The 20,585-nt window shown below is 70.9% G+C and carries 17 protein-coding genes; 8 read left to right on the top strand and 9 right to left on the bottom strand.

Going from position 1 to position 20,585, the window contains the following annotated elements; genetic code table 11:
- Positions 1-19: 19 nt before the first annotated feature.
- Together ACWA14_RS04460 and ACWA14_RS04455 are read right to left on the bottom strand one after the other, a co-directional pair.
- Positions 20-1,519: an HNH endonuclease signature motif containing protein gene (locus tag ACWA14_RS04460; protein WP_463796281.1), complete on the bottom strand. Its 1,500-nt coding sequence runs from the start codon at positions 1,517-1,519 to the stop codon at positions 20-22.
- A 154-nt stretch (positions 1,520-1,673) separates the two neighbouring features.
- Complete coding sequence (locus tag ACWA14_RS04455; RefSeq protein ID WP_463796280.1) at positions 1,674-2,111, bottom strand: Lrp/AsnC family transcriptional regulator; 438 nt, start codon at positions 2,109-2,111, stop codon at positions 1,674-1,676.
- A gap of 152 nt (positions 2,112-2,263) precedes the next feature.
- On the opposite strand from ACWA14_RS04455, the gene ACWA14_RS04450 reads away from it, so the two are divergent.
- The 8 genes from ACWA14_RS04450 to paaZ all read left to right on the top strand — a co-directional run bounded on the left by ACWA14_RS04450 (position 2,264) and on the right by paaZ (position 12,261).
- Positions 2,264-3,367, top strand: coding sequence for a thiamine pyrophosphate-dependent enzyme (locus tag ACWA14_RS04450; RefSeq protein ID WP_463796279.1), 1,104 nt, complete (start codon positions 2,264-2,266; stop codon positions 3,365-3,367).
- Positions 3,364-4,398 carry an alpha-ketoacid dehydrogenase subunit beta gene (locus ACWA14_RS04445; RefSeq protein WP_463796278.1) on the top strand — a complete coding sequence of 345 codons (1,035 nt, stop codon included), beginning with the start codon at positions 3,364-3,366 and terminating at the stop codon, positions 4,396-4,398. The genes ACWA14_RS04450 and ACWA14_RS04445 overlap by 4 nt, the downstream gene beginning before the upstream one ends.
- The gene (locus tag ACWA14_RS04440; protein ID WP_463796277.1) at positions 4,395-5,855 is read left to right on the top strand and encodes a dihydrolipoamide acetyltransferase family protein; all 1,461 of its coding nucleotides are present in this window, start codon (positions 4,395-4,397) and stop codon (positions 5,853-5,855) included. Before ACWA14_RS04445 ends, ACWA14_RS04440 begins: the two co-directional genes overlap by 4 nt.
- A gap of 126 nt (positions 5,856-5,981) precedes the next feature.
- On the top strand, positions 5,982-7,301 hold the full coding sequence (locus ACWA14_RS04435; RefSeq protein ID WP_463796276.1) for an MFS transporter: 1,320 nt from the start codon (positions 5,982-5,984) through the stop codon (positions 7,299-7,301).
- A gap of 52 nt (positions 7,302-7,353) precedes the next feature.
- Positions 7,354-8,544, top strand: a complete 1,191-nt coding sequence (locus ACWA14_RS04430; protein ID WP_463796275.1) for a thiolase family protein — start codon at positions 7,354-7,356, stop codon at positions 8,542-8,544.
- Positions 8,544-9,302 carry an enoyl-CoA hydratase/isomerase family protein gene (locus tag ACWA14_RS04425; protein WP_463796274.1) on the top strand — a complete coding sequence of 253 codons (759 nt, stop codon included), beginning with the start codon at positions 8,544-8,546 and terminating at the stop codon, positions 9,300-9,302. Before ACWA14_RS04430 ends, ACWA14_RS04425 begins: the two co-directional genes overlap by 1 nt.
- Positions 9,299-10,183: a 3-hydroxyacyl-CoA dehydrogenase family protein gene (locus ACWA14_RS04420; RefSeq protein WP_463796273.1), complete on the top strand. Its 885-nt coding sequence runs from the start codon at positions 9,299-9,301 to the stop codon at positions 10,181-10,183. Before ACWA14_RS04425 ends, ACWA14_RS04420 begins: the two co-directional genes overlap by 4 nt.
- The gene (gene paaZ / locus ACWA14_RS04415; RefSeq protein ID WP_463796272.1) at positions 10,180-12,261 is read left to right on the top strand and encodes a phenylacetic acid degradation bifunctional protein PaaZ; all 2,082 of its coding nucleotides are present in this window, start codon (positions 10,180-10,182) and stop codon (positions 12,259-12,261) included. Before ACWA14_RS04420 ends, paaZ begins: the two co-directional genes overlap by 4 nt.
- A 27-nt stretch (positions 12,262-12,288) precedes the next feature.
- On the opposite strand, the gene ACWA14_RS04410 is transcribed toward paaZ, so the two are convergent.
- The 7 genes from ACWA14_RS04410 to dhaK all read right to left on the bottom strand — a co-directional run bounded on the left by ACWA14_RS04410 (position 12,289) and on the right by dhaK (position 20,447).
- A complete protein-coding gene (locus ACWA14_RS04410) occupies positions 12,289-12,966 on the bottom strand; it encodes a TetR/AcrR family transcriptional regulator (protein ID WP_463796271.1) in 678 nt (225 codons plus the stop codon).
- Positions 12,967-13,020: 54 nt separating this feature from the next.
- Complete coding sequence (gene paaK, locus ACWA14_RS04405; RefSeq protein ID WP_463796270.1) at positions 13,021-14,340, bottom strand: phenylacetate--CoA ligase PaaK; 1,320 nt, start codon at positions 14,338-14,340, stop codon at positions 13,021-13,023.
- A 34-nt stretch (positions 14,341-14,374) separates the two neighbouring features.
- Positions 14,375-14,803 (bottom strand): hydroxyphenylacetyl-CoA thioesterase PaaI, encoded by a 429-nt coding sequence (gene paaI / locus ACWA14_RS04400; RefSeq protein ID WP_463796269.1) that lies wholly within the window; start codon positions 14,801-14,803, stop codon positions 14,375-14,377.
- Between the two features lie 73 nt (positions 14,804-14,876).
- The gene (locus ACWA14_RS04395) at positions 14,877-16,181 is read right to left on the bottom strand and encodes a hypothetical protein (RefSeq protein WP_463796268.1); all 1,305 of its coding nucleotides are present in this window, start codon (positions 16,179-16,181) and stop codon (positions 14,877-14,879) included.
- 83 nt (positions 16,182-16,264) lie between these two features.
- Positions 16,265-18,814 (bottom strand): phosphoenolpyruvate--protein phosphotransferase, encoded by a 2,550-nt coding sequence (gene ptsP / locus ACWA14_RS04390; RefSeq protein WP_463796267.1) that lies wholly within the window; start codon positions 18,812-18,814, stop codon positions 16,265-16,267.
- Positions 18,811-19,455, bottom strand: a complete 645-nt coding sequence (gene dhaL / locus ACWA14_RS04385; RefSeq protein ID WP_463796266.1) for a dihydroxyacetone kinase subunit DhaL — start codon at positions 19,453-19,455, stop codon at positions 18,811-18,813. Before dhaL ends, ptsP begins: the two co-directional genes overlap by 4 nt.
- Entirely contained in the window at positions 19,455-20,447 is a 993-nt protein-coding gene (gene dhaK, locus ACWA14_RS04380; protein ID WP_463796265.1) for a dihydroxyacetone kinase subunit DhaK, read from the bottom strand. Before dhaK ends, dhaL begins: the two co-directional genes overlap by 1 nt.
- Positions 20,448-20,585 lie beyond the last annotated feature (138 nt).

The following is a 20,585-nucleotide window of genomic DNA, read 5'->3' as shown; positions in this document are numbered from 1 at the left end:
CCGACGCAGCACTGCGTCACTATCCGGTGAGGGTGGTGGGGAGCAGGGGGCGGGGTGTGCGCCATCGTCGGGCGGGGTCCCACCACGCCGGGCCGCGCACCAGCGGGGTCCCGTTGGTCATGCGGATCTCCCACCCGGAAGTGTCGAGGGTGCGGTGATGGTGCCAACACAACGCGACACCGTTGTCGGTATGGGTGGGTCCACCGCGGGAGTGTTCGTCGACGTGATGGATCTCACACCACGACGCGGGGACATGACACCCGGGGATGAGACATTCCTTGTCCCGGAGGGTGATCGCCCGTCTCTGGTGGACGGTGAAGATGCGGTCGGTGACCCCGATCCCGATGATGCGGCCGTCCGGGTCGAACAGCACCCGCTGTACCGTGCCTCCGCATGCGGTGTGCGCGGCGGTGGCGACGGAGACCGGAGTGTCGATGCCGTCGACGTGCGCCCATCCGCGCCCGGTGGCGTAGTCCTCTGCCGTCACGGACACGGTCAACGTGGGCGCGGCGCCGCCGAGTCGGGGCATGTCGTCGTGCCGCGCCGCGATTCCGAGCGCCGCGGCGAGAGCGTCGTGCTGTTTCTGCGGCCGGGTGCGGGTATCGATCATCCCGCCGTCGTCACCCGACGGAAGGGTGACGTCGTCGTCGAACTTGTCCGCACCGAATCCGTCACCGGTTACGACTGCTTCGTCGTCTGACGGGGTGAACTGCACACCCGGAAGGGGTGGTCCGTCGACTTTCGGGTTCAAGTACGCGTCCCAGATCCGCTGCATCTGCGCCGCGACTTCGGGGAGCAGGTCGCCGTGCAACGGGATCAGTCCGTCCTTCTCCCGCCCGAACCGCACACCACGCCCCCGCATCGCGGTCTCCGCGGAGGGCTTCGCACCATCGGGGTCGAGGTAGGCCATGATCACCCGGGCGAACAACCGCAGGTCTCCCGGTGTCGCCGGAGGGGCGGAATCAGCAGCGTCCTCACCGTCGACGGCACCCTCGCCGTCGCCGTCCGCCGCAGTCATCCCGCGCGCCAGGTCCGCCAACTGCGCGTCCGCCTGCACCCGCTCCTCGACGGTGATCCGCCGCCCCGCACTGAGGATCGGCCCCGTGGCGGCCGCGAACCCGGAGACCCCGATCACGCCATCCATGAGCGCCTCCCGCAGCGCCGGGAACAACGCCGGCTGCCACCCGCCGGTCGAGAAGTTCAACTCCCGGTGCACCCCGGCGGCGACCTTCAGCACCCGTGCCGCTTCCCGCCCGTCCACGCGCAGAACCCGCTGCAGCAGCTCGTTCATCGTCGCGCAGCCGAACAGCCCGCAGAACCCCGGAGTTCCCGACCCGGCCGGAATCGACGGGACCGTCGCGACGGTCTCCACCACCACCGCATCCACGAGCCGCTGCAGCTCACCCGCCTGCCGCAACAGCTCCATCTTCTCGGCATCCGACAGGACGGCGATCGCATCGGTGGGCACACGACCACGGCCGTTCACGACCGTATCGATGATCCCCGCAGCACTGTTCATACCCCACAGTCAACCCCCGACCACCGACATTCCGACCTTGAAAACCGCAGATCACGGCGGTATTCCGGTACTCCAACCGACCCGGCCCTTCATGCGCCGAACGGCCCCTTTCCGTCCACGACAAGACCGCACACGGGCGCGAACAACCCACGCCTCACACCTGCGTGAAGTCCTCGAAGATCAGAATCGTGCGGGTCGAGCGGATCGACGGGATCGCCTGGATGTCCTCGAGCACGATGCGGCGCAGGTCGCGGGCATCGCTCGCGCGGACGAGCAGGATCACGTCGTAATCCCCGCCCACCAGCGCCATGTGCTCGATCTCCGGAATCGCCCGCAGACGCGCACTCACGTCCTGCCACGTCGCCTGCTCGATCGCCAGGGTCACGTACGCACTGGCGTGATGTCCGAGCAGCACGGGGTCGGTGCGCACGGTGTACCCCGTGATGATGCCGGCATCCGTCAGCCTCTTGATGCGCGCGTGCGCACCGGCGCGGGAGATGTGCACGGCGTCGGCGATCGCGGTCATGGAGGACCGGGCATCACGTCGCAGCTCCCGCAGGATCGCATGGTCGATCTCGTCGATCATGGTCATGGCCACCCCTTCGTCACGTCCCCGAATTCTGTCACTTCGACACCGAATGCGGCAATCGGGCGACATTCGTCCAGCATCCGCCGACATCTGTTGGACGAGTGACGATCCCGCGGCAAGCTGTCCTCATCGAGTTCGGCAAGGAGGGCGAACAGATGGAACACACCGACCTGCTCCCCCGCGACACCCCGGTGCGTCTGATCGGCGAAGACGGCGTCGCCGTCGCCGACGCGGACTATCCGATGCCCGAGGCGGACGCACTGCTGCGCGCCTACCGCGGGCTCGTCGAGGGACGACGCATCAACGACCAGGCCGGGGCGCTCGTCCGGCAGGGCCGGCTCGCCGTCTATCCGTCGTCGCACGGGCAGGAGGCCTGCCAGGTCGCGGCGTCGCTGGTGCTCGGCGACGGCGACTGGCTCTTCCCCACCTACCGCGATTCGGTGGCGGTGATCGCCCGAGGCGTCGCGCCGGCCGACGCGCTGGTGCTGCTCAAGGGCGACTGGCACTCCGGATACGATCCGCACACGCACCGCGTCGCCCCGCAGACCACGCCGCTCGCCACCCAGTTGCTCCACGCGGTCGGCTTCGCCCAGGCGGCCGTGCACCGCGGTGAGGACACCGTGGTCATGGCTCTGTGCGGCGACGGCGCCACGAGCGAGGGCGACTTCCACGAGGCCCTGAACTTCGCGGCGGTGTTCCATGTGCCCGTCGTGTTCTTCGTGCAGAACAACGAGTTCGCGATCTCAGTTCCGCTCTCCCGGCAGACCGCGGCGCCCTCCCTCGCCCACAAGGCGATCGGCTACGGGATGCCCGGGCAGCGCGTCGACGGGAACGACGTGGCAGCTGTGCTATCCGTGCTGGGCGAGGCCGTCGCCCGCGCGCGATCAGGAGGCGGTCCCACACTCGTCGAGGCGCACACCTACCGGATGCAGGCGCACACCAACGCCGACGACGACACCCGCTACCGCGAGCGCGCCGAGGTGCAGACCTGGGAGGCGCGGGATCCGCTGCGGAGGATGCGCGCCCATCTGACGACCGCCGGGATGCTCGACGCCGATGCCGAGGAGCGATTCGCCACCGGCGCCGAGGAGATCGCGACCGCCATGCGCGCCGCGTTGAACACCGACACGGACCTCGACCCCGAGGATCTGTTCCGCTTCGTGACCGCCACGCGCTCCCCGCAGCGCGCCGAGCAGTGGGAGTTGCTGCGCGGCGAGATCGAACGAGCCGAGCCCGCGACCACCGGAGGTGCCGCATGACCATCGCCCACGATCACCTGCTGCACGGGACGACGACCACGCAGCGCGACGTGACGACCATGAGCATGGCGGCGGCGCTGAACCTCGCCCTCGCCGATGCGATCGAGGCCGACCCCGACGTCGTCGTCTTCGGCGAGGACGTCGGCGCGCTCGGCGGGGTCTTCCGCATCACCGACGGCCTCACCGCACGCTTCGGCGAAGCACGCTGCTTCGACACCCCGTTGGCCGAGGCCGGCATCATCGGCACGGCGGTCGGCATGGCGATGAACGGCCTGCGCCCGGTGGTCGAGATGCAGTTCGACGCCTTCGCGCTTCCGGCTTTCGAGCAGATCGTCAGCCACGTCGCGAAGCTCGGCAATCGCACCCGCGGAAGCATGCGGATGCCGCTCGTGATCCGCATCCCCTTCGGCGGCGGCATCGGCGGCGTGGAGCACCACTGCGACTCGTCGGAGGCCTACTACGCCCACACCCCCGGGCTCACGGTCGTCAGCCCCTCCACGCCGCAGGACGCGTACTCGCTGCTGCGTGCCGCGATCTCCTCCCCCGATCCGGTGATCTTCCTCGAGCCGAAGAAGCTCTACTGGACCAAGGGCGAGGTCGACACCGCGGTCGCGGCTGAGATCGGGACGGCACGCATCGCGCGCGACGGCACGGATGTCACGCTGCTCGCCTACGGCGCTTCCGTCCCGCTGGCGCTCGAAGTCGCCGAGGCTGCGGCCGTCGAGGGCCGCAGCGTGCAGGTGGTGGATGTGCGCTCCCTCTCCCCCTTCGACGACGAGACCGTCACCGCTGCCGTGCGATCGACCGGGCGCGCCGTCGTGATCGCCGAGGCGCCGGGATACGTCTCCGTGGCCTCGGAGATCCAGGCGCGGGTGTTCGAGCGCTGCTTCGAGTTCCTCGCCGCGCCCGTGCGGCGGGTGACGGGCTTCGATGTGCCCTACGCACCGCCCAAGCTGGAGCACTGGTACCTGCCCGACGTCGACCGCGTGCTCGACGCGATCGACACGCTGCACTGGAGCGAAGACGAATGAGCACCGGCCCGACGAACGACACGACGCAGGTGTTCCGGCTTCCCGACCTCGGTGAGGGCCTGACCGAGGCAGGGCTCGTGCAGTGGCTGGTCGCCGTCGGCGACACCATCACGACGGATCAGCCGATCGCCGAGGTGGAGACCGCGAAGAGCGTGGTCGAGCTGCCGTCGCCCTTCGCAGGCGTCGTGCGTGCCCTGCACGGCACCGCCGGCGACACGATCGACGTCGGCGCCCCGGTGCTGGAGGTCGGCGAGTCGGCGGCATCGCCCGCGTCGTCGGACGCGGCGTCGACGCCGTCCGCATCACCGGACACCGCGTCCCCCGGCTCGGCCTCGGGCGATCTCGAACGCGAGTCCTACCGCGAAGAGGAACGCGCGGGATCCGGGAACGTCCTGATCGGGTACGGCACGAAGGAGCGCTCCGCCCGGGGGCGACGTCGTCGTCCGGTCACGGCGGCTGCGTCCCGGGAGGCACCCGCTCCGGCGGCGCCACCCGCACCCGCACCTGCACCCTCCCCCTCAGCCGCACCCGCACCCGAGGCTCCCCGCGGACCCGTCGCCGTGCGCTCGCCGCTCGTGCGGCGTCTCGCGCGCGACCTCGGCCTCGACGTCCGCACGATCGTCGCCACCGGAGCGGACGGCGCGATCACGCGTGCGGATGTCCTCCGCACCGCGGTGGACAGCGCCGTCGACGGCGCCGCGGCGCAGCACCGGGACACCGCGGCGGTCGCCCCACCGGTCGACGGCGAATCCGTCGACGGCCTCACAGTGCGGGCACGCGAGCGCCTGTCTCCCCTGCGCAGAGCGGTCAGCGCCACGCTCACCCGCAGCCGCTCGGAGATCCCCGAGGCGACGGTGTGGGTCGACGTGGATGCGACCGAACTCTGGACCCTGCGCACCCGCATGGCACCCGAGGGCACCAGGGCTCCCTCGATCACGGCACTGATCGCCCGCTTCGTGCTCATCGCCCTGGAGGATCACCCCGTGCTCGCCTCGCGCCTGAGCGAGAGCGCGGACGAATTGATCTCCTTCGACGGCGTGAACCTCGGCGTCGCCGCCGACACCGCGCGCGGACTGATGGTCCCCGTGATCCCGCGCGCGCACGACCTCCGCATCGAGCAGCTCGACGAGGCCCTGCGAGAGCTCGCATCCTCGGCGCGTGCCGGATCCCTGCCACCCGAACGACTGCGCGGTTCGACCTTCACCCTGAACAACTACGGCGGACTCGGCGTCGACGGCTCGGCCGCGATCATCAATCACCCCGACGTCGCGATCCTCGGCATCGGCCGCATCATCGAGCGCCCCTGGGTGATCGACGGCGCGATCGTGGCCCGGCGCATCGTGCAGCTCTCCCTCGTCTTCGACCACCGGGTCTGCGACGGCGGGTACGCGGCGTCGTTCCTGCGCCGCGTGACCGAGCTCATCGAGCATCCGCTCCGCGCGTTCGGACGCGTCTGAGGCGATCGCCCTCGATTCCGACGCCCCGGATGCGCTACGCTCGGCAATTACTGACCGATCATTCGGTTATGCAACAGGGGGATGCTCCGCATCCTCTCCCCACAGGATCAGAACAACGGAGTTCTCATGACGTCAGCCGTCTCCGACCAGCCGCGAACCGGGCGGATGCCCGCCGAGGAGCGACGAGTGCTCGCGAGCACCCTCGTCGGAACCTCGATCGAGTGGTACGACTTCTTCATCTACGCGCAGGCCGCAGGACTCGTCCTCGCCCCGCTCTTCCTCGCACCGATCGCCGAGGAGAACCGCGGCTTCGCCCAGGTGCTCTCCTTCGCGACGATCGGCATCTCGTTCCTGTTCCGCCCCCTGGGCGCGATCGTCGCGGGTCACCTCGGTGACAAGCTGGGACGCAAGAAGATGCTCGTCTTCACGCTCATCATGATGGGGCTCTCGACCTCGCTGATCGGTGTCCTCCCCACGTATGCGGCGATCGGCGTGGCGGCTCCGATCCTGCTCATCCTGCTGCGTATCCTGCAGGGCTTCTCCGCGGGCGGCGAGTGGGGCGGTGCGGCCCTGATGGCCGTCGAGCACGCACCGCGCGGACGGCGCGGCCTGTTCGGTGCGTTTCCGCAGATCGGCGTCCCGATCGGCATGATCCTCGCGACGTTCACCCTGTGGGCGCTGACGAGCTCGATGTCTCCCGAGGCCTTCCTCGAGTGGGGCTGGCGCATCCCCTTCCTGCTGTCGATCGTGCTGATCGGCGTCGGCTACGTGATCCGTCGCGCGGTCGACGAGAGCCCGATCTTCGAAGACCTGGTGCGTCGCCGCAAGGAGGCCTCCGCACCGCTCAAGCGGCTGTTCCAGAAGAACACCAAGCAGGTCATCCTCACGGCGGTCATCTTCATCGCGAACAACGCCGCGGGCTACCTGCTCATCGCCTTCTTCGCGACCTACGCCGTCACCGCGCTCGGCATGGAGCGCCCTCCCGTGCTGCTCGCGACGACGCTGGCATCCTTCGGCTGGCTCGCCTTCACGCTGTGGGGCGGCCATCTGTCCGACCGCCTCGGCCGGATCCGCACGTTCCAGATCGGGTACGTCGCGCTCGCCGTGTGGGCGGTGCCGATGTGGTTCCTGATCGACACCGCGAACATCCTCTGGTACTTCGTGGCGCTGTTCGTGATGACGTTCGCGCTGGGGCTCTCCTACGGACCGCAGGCCGCGCTCTACGCGGAGATGTTCCCGGCGAACGTGCGGTACTCGGGGGTGTCGATCGGGTACGCCCTCGGCGCCATCCTCGGCGGCGCGTTCGCACCGATGATCGCCGAAGCGCTGATGAACCAGTTCCAGGCGTCGTGGACCATCGGGCTGTACATCGCCGTGGCGGCCGTGATCTCGCTCATCGGCGTCTCGATGGTCAAGGAGACCAAGGACGTCGACCTGACGGTCTGACCGATCACCCGGCACCGCCCGACCGTCACGACAACGCAGTCAGGAGATCCGCATGACCGAGGCCTACCTCGTGGGAGGCACCCGCACCCCGGTCGGACGCTACGGCGGGGCACTCGCCTCCGTGCGACCGGACGACCTCGCCGCCGTCGTCGTCGGTGAGGCGCTCCGGCGCGCGGGCATCGATCCCGGGCACGTCGAGATCGACGAGGTGATCCTCGGCGCCGCGAACCAGGCCGGGGAGGACAACCGCAACGTCGCTCGGATGGCGGTGCTGCTGGCCGGCCTCCCCGACAGCGTTCCGGGCATCACGGTGAATCGACTGTGCGCCTCCGGGATGTCGGCGGTCACGATGGCGGCGCAGGCGATCCGCGCCGGAGACGCCGACGTCATCATCGCCGGCGGCGTCGAGTCGATGACGCGCGCCCCCTGGGTGCAGGCCAAGCCGGAGAAGGCGTGGGCGAAGCCGGGGGCCGCCTTCGACACCTCGATCGGCTGGCGGTTCCCGAACCCCCGCCTTCTCGCCCGCGACAAGGCGACCTTCACGATGCCGGAGACCGCGGAGGAGGTCGCCCGCCTCGACGGCATCAGCCGGGAGGAGGCGGACGCCTTCGCCGTGCGATCCCAGCAGCGCGCCGCCGCAGCCATCGCGGCAGGACGTTTCGCGGCGGAGATCGTCGGCGTACGGGTGGGCTCCGACGAGATCCTGGTCGACGAGGGGCCGCGGCCCGACACCACGCGGGAAGCGCTCGCGCGCCTGCGCCCGGTGGTCGCCGGCGGCAGCGTGGTGACCGCCGGCAACTCCAGCGCACTCAACGACGGCGCCTCCGCGATCGTCGTCGCGAGCGCGGAGGCCGTGGAACGCTACGGCCTCGTGCCGCGGGCGCGGATCGTGGTGGGCACGAGCGCGGGACTCGCCCCGGAGATCATGGGACTCGGCCCCGTCCCCGCGACGGAGAAGGCGCTGCGCCGGGCCGGTCTCACGATCGACGACATCGGATCCGTCGAGCTGAACGAGGCGTTCGCGACCCAGTCGATCGCCTGCATCCGGCGACTCGGGCTCGACGAGGCGAGGGTCAACGCCGACGGCGGCGCGATCGCGCTCGGTCATCCGCTCGGCTCCTCCGGCTCCCGCCTGCTGGTCACGCTGCTCGGGCGCATGGAGCGCGAGGGTTCGCGTTACGGCCTCGCGACCCTGTGCGTCGGTGTCGGCCAGGGTGCGGCGATGATCCTGGAGAAGGTGTGATGTCCCGGGATCCGTCGACCACCGAGACGTCTCTGCGCATCGAGTGGGGCGCGGATCGCGTGGTCGCGACGATCGATCGCCCCCACAAGCGCAACGCGATCGACCAGACGATGATCGACGCACTGCACCTGCTCTGCGCCGAACTCGAGGAGACGCCACGAACGGTGATCCTCACGGGCGCCGGAGGCGTCTTCGCCGCGGGTGCCGACATCGCCGAGCTGCGCGAGCGACGAGCCGCCGATGCGCGACGGGGCATCAACGCGAACGCCTTCGTGCGCCTCGCCGAACTGCCGATGCCGGTCATCGCGGCGATCGACGGGTATGCGCTCGGCGGCGGCGCCGAACTCGCCTACGCGGCCGACATCCGCATCGCCACACCCTCGCTCGCGATCGGCAACCCCGAGACGGGCCTGGGCATCCTCGCCGCGGCCGGAGCCAGCTGGCGGCTGAAGGAGATCGTCGGCGACGCCCGGGCGATCGAACTGCTGCTGACCGGGCGCACGGTGAAGGCCGAGGAGGCTCTGCGCATCGGACTCGTCTCCGCGATCCATGAACCCGCCGACCTGCTGCCCGCGGCGCACGCGATCGCCGATCGCATCGCGCGCAACGACCGGGCGGCCACGATCGCCACCAAGCGCGTGTTCCGCGCGCCCCGCCACCAGCACCCCGCGGTCGATCAGGAGGCGCAGGCCGAGCTGTTCGAGAGCCCGGAGAAGTTCCGGCGGATGACCGACTTCCTCGAGCGGAGAGATCGATGAGCGACCGCACCCCCACCACCCCCGCGCATATCGGAGTGCTGGGCGGCGGGCGCATGGGCGCCGGCATCGCGCACGCGTTCCTGCTGGCGGGCTCCCGCGTCACCGTCGTCGAACGCGACGCGGAAGCCGCGGCCGCCGCATCGACGCGCGTGCTCGAATCGGTCGACGCCTCGCTCGCCCGCGGCACGGCCACCGAGCCGGTCGAGGCCTATCGCGCACGCTTCGAGACGGGCACGGACGCCGCGCTCTTCGCCCCATGCGCGCTCGTGATCGAGGCGGTGCCGGAGGACCTCTCCCTCAAGATCGACGCGCTCACCCGCGTGGAGGCGCAGATCGCCCCCGACGCCGTGCTCGCGTCCAACACCTCCTCGATCTCGATCGATGAGCTCGCCGCGGTGCTCGCACACCCCGCCCGCTTCGTCGGCATGCACTTCTTCAACCCGGTGCCCGCCTCCACGCTCGTCGAGATCGTCCGCGGGGCGGCCACCGCTCCCGCGCTCACCGACGCCGCCCGTGGATGGGTCGAGGCGCTCGGCAAGACGCCGATCGTCGTCGCGGACGCCCCGGGTTTCGCCTCCTCGCGTCTGGGACTCGCGATCGGCCTCGAGGCGATCCGGATGCTCGAGGAGGGCGTCGCCTCCGCGGCCGACATCGACGCCGCCATGACCCTGGGCTACAAGCATCCGGTCGGCCCCCTGCGCACCACCGACATCGTAGGCCTCGACGTGCGGCTGGGCATCGCCGAGTATCTCGCCGCGCACCTCGGGGACCGCTTCGAGCCCCCCGCGCTGCTGCGCCGTCTCGTCGCCGAGGGTCACCTGGGTCGAAAGAGCGGACGCGGCTTCTATGAATGGAACGCCTCAGGAAGGGAACAGACATGACCGAGATCCTCCCCAGCTATGTGCAGGGGTCCTGGTGGGTGCCCGCGTCGGCGGCGGACGCCACCGAGGTCCGCGACGCGTCGACCGGAGACATCGTCGCCCGCGTCTCGACGGAGGGCATCGATCTGGCCGCCGCCCTGGAGTTCGCCCGGAGCACCGGCCAGGCCTCCCTCGGGGAACTCACGTTCCACCAGCGCGCCGTGCTGCTCAAGAAGCTCGCCCTCGCCCTCACCGAGCGCAAGGCCGAGCTGTACGAGATCTCCAGCCGCACCGGCGCCACCACCCAGGACTCGTGGGTCGACATCGACGGCGGCATCGGCGTGCTGTTCGCTTACTCCGGCAAGGGGCGACGCGAGATGCCGAACGCGAAGGTGTACGTCGACGGACAGGTCGAGAACCTCTCCAAGGACGGCTCCTTCCTGGGGCGCCATATCTACACACGGCTGCCCGGGGTCGCCGTGCAGATCAACGCCTTCAACTTCCCCGTCTGGGGCTCGCTGGAGAAGTTCGCGCCCGCATTCCTCGCCGGGGTGCCCACGATCGTGAAGCCCGCGACCCCGACCGGCTATCTCGCCGAGGCCATGGTGCGCATGATGGTGGAGTCCGACCTGCTCCCCGCGGGCTCCCTGCAACTCGTCTCCGGCAGTGTGCCCGGACTGTTCGACGAGCTGCGGTTGGGCGACCTCGTGGCCTTCACCGGATCGGCGTCCACGGCGGAACGCCTGCGCTCCCACGACTCCGTGCAGACCGGAGGAGTGCGCTTCACGAGCGAGACCGACTCCATCAACGCTTCGGTCCTGGGGACGGATGCCGTGCGCGGCACTCCCGAGTTCGACGCCTACGTGAAGCAGCTCGTGGCGGAGATGACCAGCAAGGCCGGACAGAAGTGCACCGCCATCCGGCGGGCGATCGTGCCGGATGCCGCCGTCGATGACGTGATCGACGCCGTGCGTGCCCGGCTCGACCAGCGCGTCGTGCTCGGCGACCCGCGGGCCGAGGGCGTCACGATGGGTCCGCTCGCCTCGACCGCGCAGCGCGACGAGGTGCTGCGCCAGGTCGAGCGGCTGCGGGCCGGAGGAGGCGAGCTCGTGATCGGCTCCCCCGACGCCCCGGCCGTCCGTCACGGCGACGGCAGCGAGGGGCCGGCTCCCGACGGGGCCTTCGTCGCGCCGATGCTGCTGCGGTTCGCGGATCCGGAGAGCGCGGCCGTCAACGAGATCGAGGCGTTCGGACCGGTCTCGAGCATCGTGGGGTACGGCTCGCTCGCACAGGCGAGTGCGCTCGTCGCCCGCGGCGGCGGGTCGCTCGTGACCAGCGTGGCCACGCATGATCCCGAGGTCGCCGTCGCCCTCGCCACGGGGATCGCGGCCTTCAACGGACGACTGCTGTTCCTCGACCGCGACGACGCCCGCAGCTCGACGGGCCACGGCTCCCCGCTCCCCAATCTCGTGCACGGCGGCCCCGGCCGCGCGGGCGGAGGCGAGGAGCTCGGCGGCATCCGCGCGGTGCTGCACCACATGCAGCGCACCGCCGTGCAGGGATCCCCCGAGATGATGACGGCCCTGACCGGTGTCTGGCATCAGGGGGCTGCCGCGCGGCCGTACGCGGAGAGCGGTGCGGTGCACCCGTTCCGCAAGTCGCTCGCCGAACTGCACATCGGCGATCAGGTCGCCAGCGGCTCCCGCACCGTGACGCTCGACGACATCGAGACGTTCGCGACGTTCACCGGCGACACCTTCTACGCGCACATGGATGAGGAATCGGCGGCCGCCAACCCCTTCTTCCCCGGTCGCGTCGCGCACGGCTACCTGCTGGTGTCGTGGGCGGCGGGCCTCTTCGTGGAACCGGCTCCCGGGCCGGTGCTCGCGAACTCGGGCCTGGAGAACCTGCGCTTCCTCACGCCCGTCTCGCCCGGAGACTCGATCCGCGTGGAGCTGACGGCGAAGCAGATCACGCCGCGCGAGACCGACGAATACGGCGAGGTGCGCTGGGACACCGTGCTGAAGAACCAGCACGACGACATCGTCGCGACCTACGACGTGCTGACGCTCGTGTCGAAGGAGCAGGCCGCCGCCTAGCGACGGCTCACGACTGCCGGCGTCGGGTCAGACGGCCGCGGCGTCGGCAGTACCGTCAGCAGTGTCGTCGACGGCGCGCCGGCGAAGACCGTCGAGGGCGATCGCGACGACGTCGTCCGCGAGCCGGTCGGCGCTCTCGCGTCCACCCGGCCGGTACCACTCCACGATCGAGTTGATCATGCCGAACGCGAGACGGGCGACGACGCTGGCGTCGATGTCGGTCCGCAGCGCGCCCTCGGCCTGTGCCTCGGACACGAGCGCCGTGATCCGCCGGTCGAACGCCCGACGACGGGTGAGCGCCTGACGCTCCACCTCGGTGTTCCCGCGCACGCGCAGCAGCAGCGTGACCGCGGGCAGCTGCGCGACCAGCACGTGGACGGCGCCGCGCAGCACATGTTCGAGACGATCGGCCGCGCTCCCTGCGCGGTGTCCCTCGGCGGACTCCGCCGGATGCCGGACAGGGAGCGGGTCCTCGACGACGGCCTCGAGGCCGCTCAGGGCGGTGTCCAGAGCGCGAGCGAGGATCTCGTCCTTGGACCCGAAGTGGTGATAGATCGCCGACTTCGACAGACCGAGACGCTCGGCGAGCATCCCGATCGACGTCGCGTCGTATCCGTACTCGTTGAACGCCGCGACCGCGACGGCGAGGATTCCCTGCTGGTCGTACCCCGGGCGGCCCCGCCGCGTGCTCTGCATCTCGGACATCACCCCCAGTGTCGCATCTCGCCGTGCTCTCGCAGCCCACCGCGGCGTCGGGTCTCACCGCAGGTCGTACACCCGCTTGTATTTCCCTTCGCTCCGGGGCAGCGAGCCCGGTTCCTCCAACTGCACCGCGACCGTCGAGCCGATGTGCACCTTGATCCGCTGCACCAGCACCGCGGCCGCGCTCTGACAGGTCTCGATCGACAGCTCGGGATGACGCTCGATGCGCACCGTCAGCGCGTCCAGACGTCCGTCCTTCGACAGTTCGAGGACGAAATGCGGCGTGAGGTGCTCGATGCCGAGCACCAGCTCCTCGATCTGCGTCGGGAAGAGGTTCACACCCCGCAGGATGATCATGTCGTCGTTGCGCCCGGTGATCTTCTCCATCCGTCGCATCCCGGGGCGCGCCGTGCCGGGCAGGAGCCGGGTGAGGTCGCGCGTGCGGTAGCGGATGACCGGGAACGCCTCCTTGGTGAGAGACGTGAACACCAGTTCGCCCAGCTCGCCGTCGGGCACGGCGGCGAGCGTCTCACCGTCGATGACCTCGGGCAGGAAGTGGTCCTCCCACAGGTGCGGGCCGTCCTTGGTCTCCAGGCACTCGCTGCCGACGCCCGGGCCCATGACCTCGCTGAGTCCGTAGATGTCGAGCGCGTCGATCCCGAGGCGGTGTTCGAGTTCGCGGCGCATCTCGTTCGTCCACGGCTCGGCTCCGAGCACCGCGACCTTCAGCGATGTGGAGCGGGGATCGATCCCCTGCGCGACCATCGCGTCGGCGATCGTGAGCAGGTAGCTCGGCGTGCACAGGATGGCATCGGGCTCGAAGTCGCGGATGAGCTGCACCTGACGCGCGGTCTGACCCCCCGACATCGGGATGACGGTGGCGCCGAGCGCCTCGATGCCCGCATGCGCGCCCAGGCCGCCCGTGAACAGCCCGTACCCGTAGGCGTTGTGCACCTTCATCCCTCGGCGGATGCCGGCCGCACGCAGCGACCGAGCGACGAGCGTCCCCCAGCGGTCGAGGTCGCCGCGGGTGTAGCCGACGACGGTCGGGCGCCCTGTGGTGCCGCTGGACGCATGGATCCGCGCCACGTCGGACATCGGCACCGCGAACATGCCGAACGGATAGGTCTCGCGCAGGTCGGCCTTGGTCGTGAACGGCAGCCTCCGGACGTCGGCGAGCGTGCGGATGTCGTCCGGATGCACTCCCGCCTCGTCGAACTTGCGGGTGTACAGCGGCACGTTCGCGTAGGCATGGTGCACCGTCCACTGCAGGCGCTCGAGCTGGAGCGATTCGATCTCGCCCCTCGTCATCCGCTCTTCCGCATCGAGCTCGGACGCGGCGGGGGGCCGGACACGGGAGGGGGCTGCGGTCGTCATCGACACGGGATTCTCCATCAGGCTCATGGCGCGGTCAGAGGGTCTGTCCGGTGATCCGGGAGCGACCGCGGAACTCGGCGACCGGATCGCCCTGTTCGTCGGCCACGGTGACGTCGTAGATGCCGGAGCGGCCGGACAGCGACCGCCGCACCGCTGTCGCCGTCAACGTCTGGCCGGACACGGTCGGCTTGAGGAAGGAGATGTCGGCACCGGCGGCGACCGTCACCCGATCGTCCTCGTTGCAGGCGATGGCGAAGGCCGTGTCGGCGAGGGCGAAGACGAAGCCGCCGTGCGTGATGTGGAAGCCGTTGGTCATGTCCTCGCGCACACGCATCGACACCACGGCGTGACCGGGATCGTCGCGTTCGACCACGAGACCCAGCGAGGCCGAGGCGCGATCGCGCTCCATCATGGCCCGGTTCGGGCGCACGGCATCCGGCGCCTGCGTCGTCGCTTCCGTCATCGTCGACCTCCTCGTCGCGGGGACGCCGCAACGGCGTCCGACGCGCTAATACTAACTGAACGATCGGTTAGTATTAAAGGGTTCCGCGGAAGGTGTACTCACGACGGAGCGTTGCGTCCTCCGCCGTGATCCCCACGATCATCGCGCCGTCCTCGGCGACCTCGCGGTCCGTGTGGAACAGGATCACCCGCCCGTCGCGCGTCGCGACCTCGTAGGAATACAGCCCGGCCGACACGATGCGGACGGCCGTTCCCTGCGGGAAGGCCGCGACGGCGCTCGTCACCGGGTCACCGACACCGACGCCTCCTGCGCGAGGAAGGACGCTGCCGTCCGGCGGCGCCTCTCCGTACAGCCCGATCACGCCGGCGCGGAGGGTGGCGACGGCGCTGCCGTTCTCCTCCGGCGTCACCGTGAGGCGTGTGCTGCCCTCCGGGGAGGTGAGCTGCGATTCCCCGATCCCGGTGTCCACGATCTCCGCGCCTGGCGCAGCCGCGAGAACGTCGTCGAGCTCCTCACCGACGCGCAGCGGCCCGATGCCGTCGAAGCCGATCTCCCAGGCGCTCCACGGCGCGGCCGGATCCACATCGGGCATGTCCTCCTCGGCGGCCGGAGGGGTCGCCGTCAGCTCTTCGACGAGGCGGTCTCGGGCCTGCGCGACGCGATCGCTCAGCAGGTCTGCGGCAGCGGCGTCGTCGAGCGCCGGCTCCCCCGCGAACGGCTGCCAGAACTCGACCAGCACGTTGCCCACGGACGCGATCCCGAAATACGTGTTCCCCTGGTCGTCCGCTCCCGCATCCTGCGAGAATCGGAGCGCGCCGGCCATGGCTCGCACGCCGTCGCCGCCGTCGACCACGGTGTGCGCATATGACGACGCCTGCCCGTCGATCGAGAAGTCCGAACAGGCCCCCGCCGCGGCCGCATAGTCATCCATGCGATTCTGCGCCTGCGCCTCGTCGGCGAACTGCAGCACACGCAGCACCCCGTCTCGCTGGTCTCCGGCCGCGCCGGTCCAGGCCACGGTGCGCGCGCCGATCGAGCCCAGTGACGCCTCGGTGAGGAAGACCGTGCAGATCTCCGGCTGCAGCACGGAGCCGAATCCGTCGGAGACCTGCACCAGCGACGCGTCGGGCTCGGCGATGTCGGCGGAGCCGGGGATCGTGGTGGCGATCTCGTCCGCCGTGAGGAGGAACCAGTCCAGCTCGTCGCCCACGAAGTGCAACGGCCCGGCGTACGGTTCCGGGGCGGGAGTCTCGGGTGCGGCCGTCGCCGTCTCGGTCGCCGCAGGCTCCGGCTCGGGGGCACACGCCGAGAGGACGAGGATCGAGGCGGCGACCACCGCACCGACCAGGATCGTGATCGACGGACGCGATCGCGGCATGTCACCCTCCCACGGAACTCGGGCGTCGCCCATCGACGCGCTCGGGTGCGAGCCTAGGCCCGCGGGCCCCTCGCCGCGAGCGCTCACCCCGGATGCGCCGCGGCGACCGCTGCACGCGCCTCGCCCGCGGTGGAAGCCGCGACCGCCGCCTGCGCGGCCCGACGGCAATCGTCCGCCGTCATCGCCCTGAGGGCCGCGGCCACACGGCCGAGCGCGCGCGGTGTCATCGACAGCGAGGTGACCCCGAGCCCCACGAGCACCGGCGCGAGCGCCGGGTCGCCGCCCGCTTCCCCGCACACCCCCACCGGTTTGCCCGCCGCACGACCGGCCTCGCCGACCATGCCGATCAATCGCAGCACCGCCGGCTGCCACGGATCGTTCAGATCTCCCAGCTCGCTGAGCAGACGGTCCGCCGCGAGCGTGTACTGGGCCAGGTCGTTCGTGCCGAGGCTGACGAAGTCGACGATCTCGAACAGCTCCGGCGCGAGGAGCGCGGCCGAGGGCGTCTCGATCATGATGCCCACGCGTGCCAGCCCCGCGGTCCGACAGCGCCGCGCGAACTCCCGCGCCTCCTCGACGGTCGCCACCATCGGCGCCATGACCTCCACGAGCGCCGACTCCGCCTCCGCGGCGAGGGCGAGCGCGCGCAGTTGGTCGTCGAGCAGCTCGGGACGGTGGCGAGCGATACGCAGACCGCGCACACCGAGGGCGGGATTGTCCTCGTGCGCCGCGTTCGCGAAGGGCAGGGGCTTGTCGCTCCCCGCGTCGAGCGTGCGCACCACCACCTTGCGCCCGGGGAAGGCGGCGAGCACCCCGCGGTACGCGGACACCTGCTCGTCGATGCCGGGCGCGTCTTCGCGGTCCAGGAAGCAGAACTCCGTCCGGAACAACCCGACCCCCTCGGCGTGCGCGGCCGAGGCGGCCTCCGCATCCGCTGCTCCCCCGACGTTCCCCGACAGGGGCACCGGACCGCCGTCCGCGAGCACCCCGGTTCCGTCGAAGGCGAGCACGGTCGCCGCGGCCGTCACCTCCGCGATGCGTGACGGGGACGGGTCGACGTCGACGGAGCCGCGGTCGCCGTCGATCAGGACCATCGTGTCCGGTGGGATGCGGGTCGCCCCGGACACGCCGACGACGGCGGGGAGACCGAGCGAGCGAGCGATGATGGCCGTGTGCGACGTCGGCCCTCCCTGTTCGGTGACGAGGCCGACGCAGTGCCCGCCCTCGAGCGCCGCCGTGTCGGCGGGGGCGAGGTCGGTCGCGACCAGCACGAACGGCTCCTCCCGTTCCGGCGCTCCGGGCAACGCCGTCCCCTGGATCTCGGCGACGATCCGATCGCGGACGTCGCGGATGTCGGCCGCGCGTTCGGCCGTGCGCCCGCCGAGCCGTCGCAGCGCCTCGCTCTGAGCGCCCGCCGTCTCCCACACCGCGCGTGCGGCGCTGCGGCCCTGCGTGCGAACCAGCGCCGTGGCGTCGGATACCAGCTCCGGGTCGGAGGCGAGCAGTCGCGATGCCTCGAGGATCGCTCGCGCCTCTCCGGTCGCCTCCGCGCTCCGGGACAGCAGCTGATCGGCGACCACTCCGACCGCACGTCCGATCGCGGCGGCCTCGTCTGCGCGATCATCCGGCGGGATCACCGTCGACGCCGCGGGCTCGGGAAGCGGTGGTGCGAGACGCACGACGGGCGCCGCGACCTGACCGGGACTCACCCCGCGCCCGCGCAGCACCGCACCGGGAGCGATCGCTGCCGACGCTGCCGCCGGGCCGGCAGGGGCTTCGGCGGGCAGCGGCACCGGAGCAGGCGCATCCGGGCTCGCGGCGTCCGGCGACGCATCCGAGCTCGATGCCTCCATCCCCTCGCCGAAGCCGTCCGCGAAGAGCGTCGCGATCCGCTCCAGGGCGGCATCCGCCTCCGGGCCCCGCGCGGTCAGCTCGACCTCGTCCCCCGCGCGTGCGCCGAGAGTCAGCAGCCGCGTCAGGCTCGCGGCCGATGCGTCCGGGCCGTCGGGCAGACGACGCAGCCGGATCTCCGCCCCCGCCGCGGTCCGGGCGATCAGCGCGGCAGGCCGCGCGTGGATGCCGAGCGGGTTGCGCACCCGGACGACGCGGGTGACCGCGGGGCCGGCGTCGATCGTCGCATCGGGTACTCCCCCGCGCCCTGACGACTCCGGCACGGACGTCCCCGGATCCGGCTCCCCGGCAGGCTCTGATCCCGGCGTCGCGAGCTGGCCCTCTTTCGCCCCCAGCGCGGCGCCGGCCTCCGCCGCCACGGCAGCGAGCGTTCCTCCCGCCGCCGCCGACACCACCGCGGCGAGGAGGCCCTCGACGAACGGCGCGGGCGCCAGCGTCACCGGCACCTCGCTCGCACGCAGCTCCAGCGCGAACTCGGCGCTCAGCACGGCGGATCCCAGGTCCATCAGCACGAGCACCCCGTCGCAGTCCGCGGCGAGTTCGTCGATCGCGCTCGCGACCGCCACGGCGTCCGTGCCGAGGATCGGTGCACCCTCGGCATCCGTGCCCGCTCCCGCGGCGACCGTCACGCGCACGCCTCCGCCGGGGACCATCTGCAGGGCAAGCTCCAGCGCCGCCTCCCCGAGCCGAGCACTGTGGGAGACGGCGACGATCCCGATCATCCGGGGCTGCCGGAGAGCGCTGCGGAGAGCGTGTCGAACAGGATCGCCGTCGAGGCCGCCCCGGGGTCGAGGTGCCCGGCGCTGCGCTCTCCGAGGTAGCTTGCGCGGCCCTTGCGCGCCACGAGGGGTTCGGTCGCATCACGCCCGGCGGCCGCGGCCTCCGCGGCCTTCCGCGCCGAAGCCGGCAGGTCCTGCCCCTCGGCGATCGCCGCGTCGAACGCGTCGACGGCCGGCGCCATCGCGTCGAACATCGTCTTGTCGCCGGCTTCCGCCTTGCCGCGGGCGACGATGCCGTCGAGCCCCGCGCGCAGCGCCCCGGCGAGTCCGGCGGCATCGAGTTCGGTCACCGCCCCGGCGGACATCCCCATCCGCAGGAAGAACGTGCCGTAGAGCGGACCGCTGGCACCTCCCACCGAGCTCACGAGCGTCATGCCGACCGTCTTGAGCAGCTCGTCCGCCGTGGCCGGCACTCCCGCGCCGAGCTTCTCGCTCACGGCACTCATGCCGCGCGCCATGTTCGCGCCGTGGTCGGCGTCGCCGATCGCGGAGTCGAGTTCCGTGAGCCACTCGCGATTCTCCGCCATGGCCGCACCGAACCGAGAGACCCAGTCGGCCAGAAGAGCGGTGTCGACGGCCGCCATCAGGCGCCCCACCGCAGTCCGGCCGTGTTCACGGGGGCGTCCCACAGGCGCAGCAGCTCGTCGTCGGCCTTGAGCACCGTGACCGAGCACCCGGCCATGTCGAGCGAGGTGATGTAGTTGCCCACGAGGTTGCGGGAGATCTGCACGCCCGCCTTCTCCAGCAGAGCGGCGACCTCGGCATACATCAGGTAGAGCTCGATGAGAGGCGTCGCGCCCATCCCGTTCACCATCACGATCGCGGGCCCCGCGAAGTCCAGGTCGGCGAGGATCGGCTCGACCAGCTGTCGCGCGATGTCGGCTGCCGGTGCGAGGGGCTCACGATGGCGGCCCGGTTCGCCGTGGATGCCGATGCCGATCTCCATCTGGTCGTCGGGGAGGTCGAAGGTCGGCTTGCCCGCGGCCGGCACCGTGCAGCTCGTCAGAGCCATGCCCATCGATCGGCCCTGACCGTTGATGCGCTTCGCGAGCTCGACGACCGCAGCGAGGTCCTGCCCCTCTTCGGCTGCCGCGCCCACCAGCTTCTCCAGGAGCACCGTCAGTCCGACACCGCGGCGGCCCGCGGTGTACAGCGAGTCCTGCACGGCGACGTCGTCATCGACCACGACCGTGCCGACCTCGATGCCGTCCATCGCGGCGAGTTCGGCCGCCATCTCGAAGTTCAGCACGTCTCCGGTGTAGTTCTTCACGATGTGCAGCACACCTGCGCCGCGATCCACCGCCTTGGTCGCCGCCTGCACGCGATCCGGCGTCGGCGAGGTGAACACCTGCCCCGCGACCGCGGCATCCAGCATCCCGACGCCGACGAACCCGCCGTGCAGCGGCTCGTGTCCGGACCCTCCTCCCGAGACGACCGCGACCTTGCCCTGCGCCTTGGGCGTCGCGCGGGTGATCACGTGCGTCTCCAGATCGACGGACAGCTCGGGGTGAGCGAGAGCCACGCCCTTCAGGGATTCGACCAGTACGTCCTCCGGGGCGTTGATGAGCTTTTTCATCGTGCGATCTCCTTCGATCCTTGATGTCTCGCGATCTCGCCGCGAAATTCCGAAAGCAATTCGTTAATGTCGAATATGCTCGGGACCGCTCGGGTTGTCAAGATCGTTCCGGAACACCGGAACGACGATCCGGCTCGA

The sequence above is a fragment of the Microbacterium sp. TW_SC_2 genome (assembly GCF_055361165.1).
This window is presented reverse-complemented; position numbering and strand designations above follow the sequence as displayed.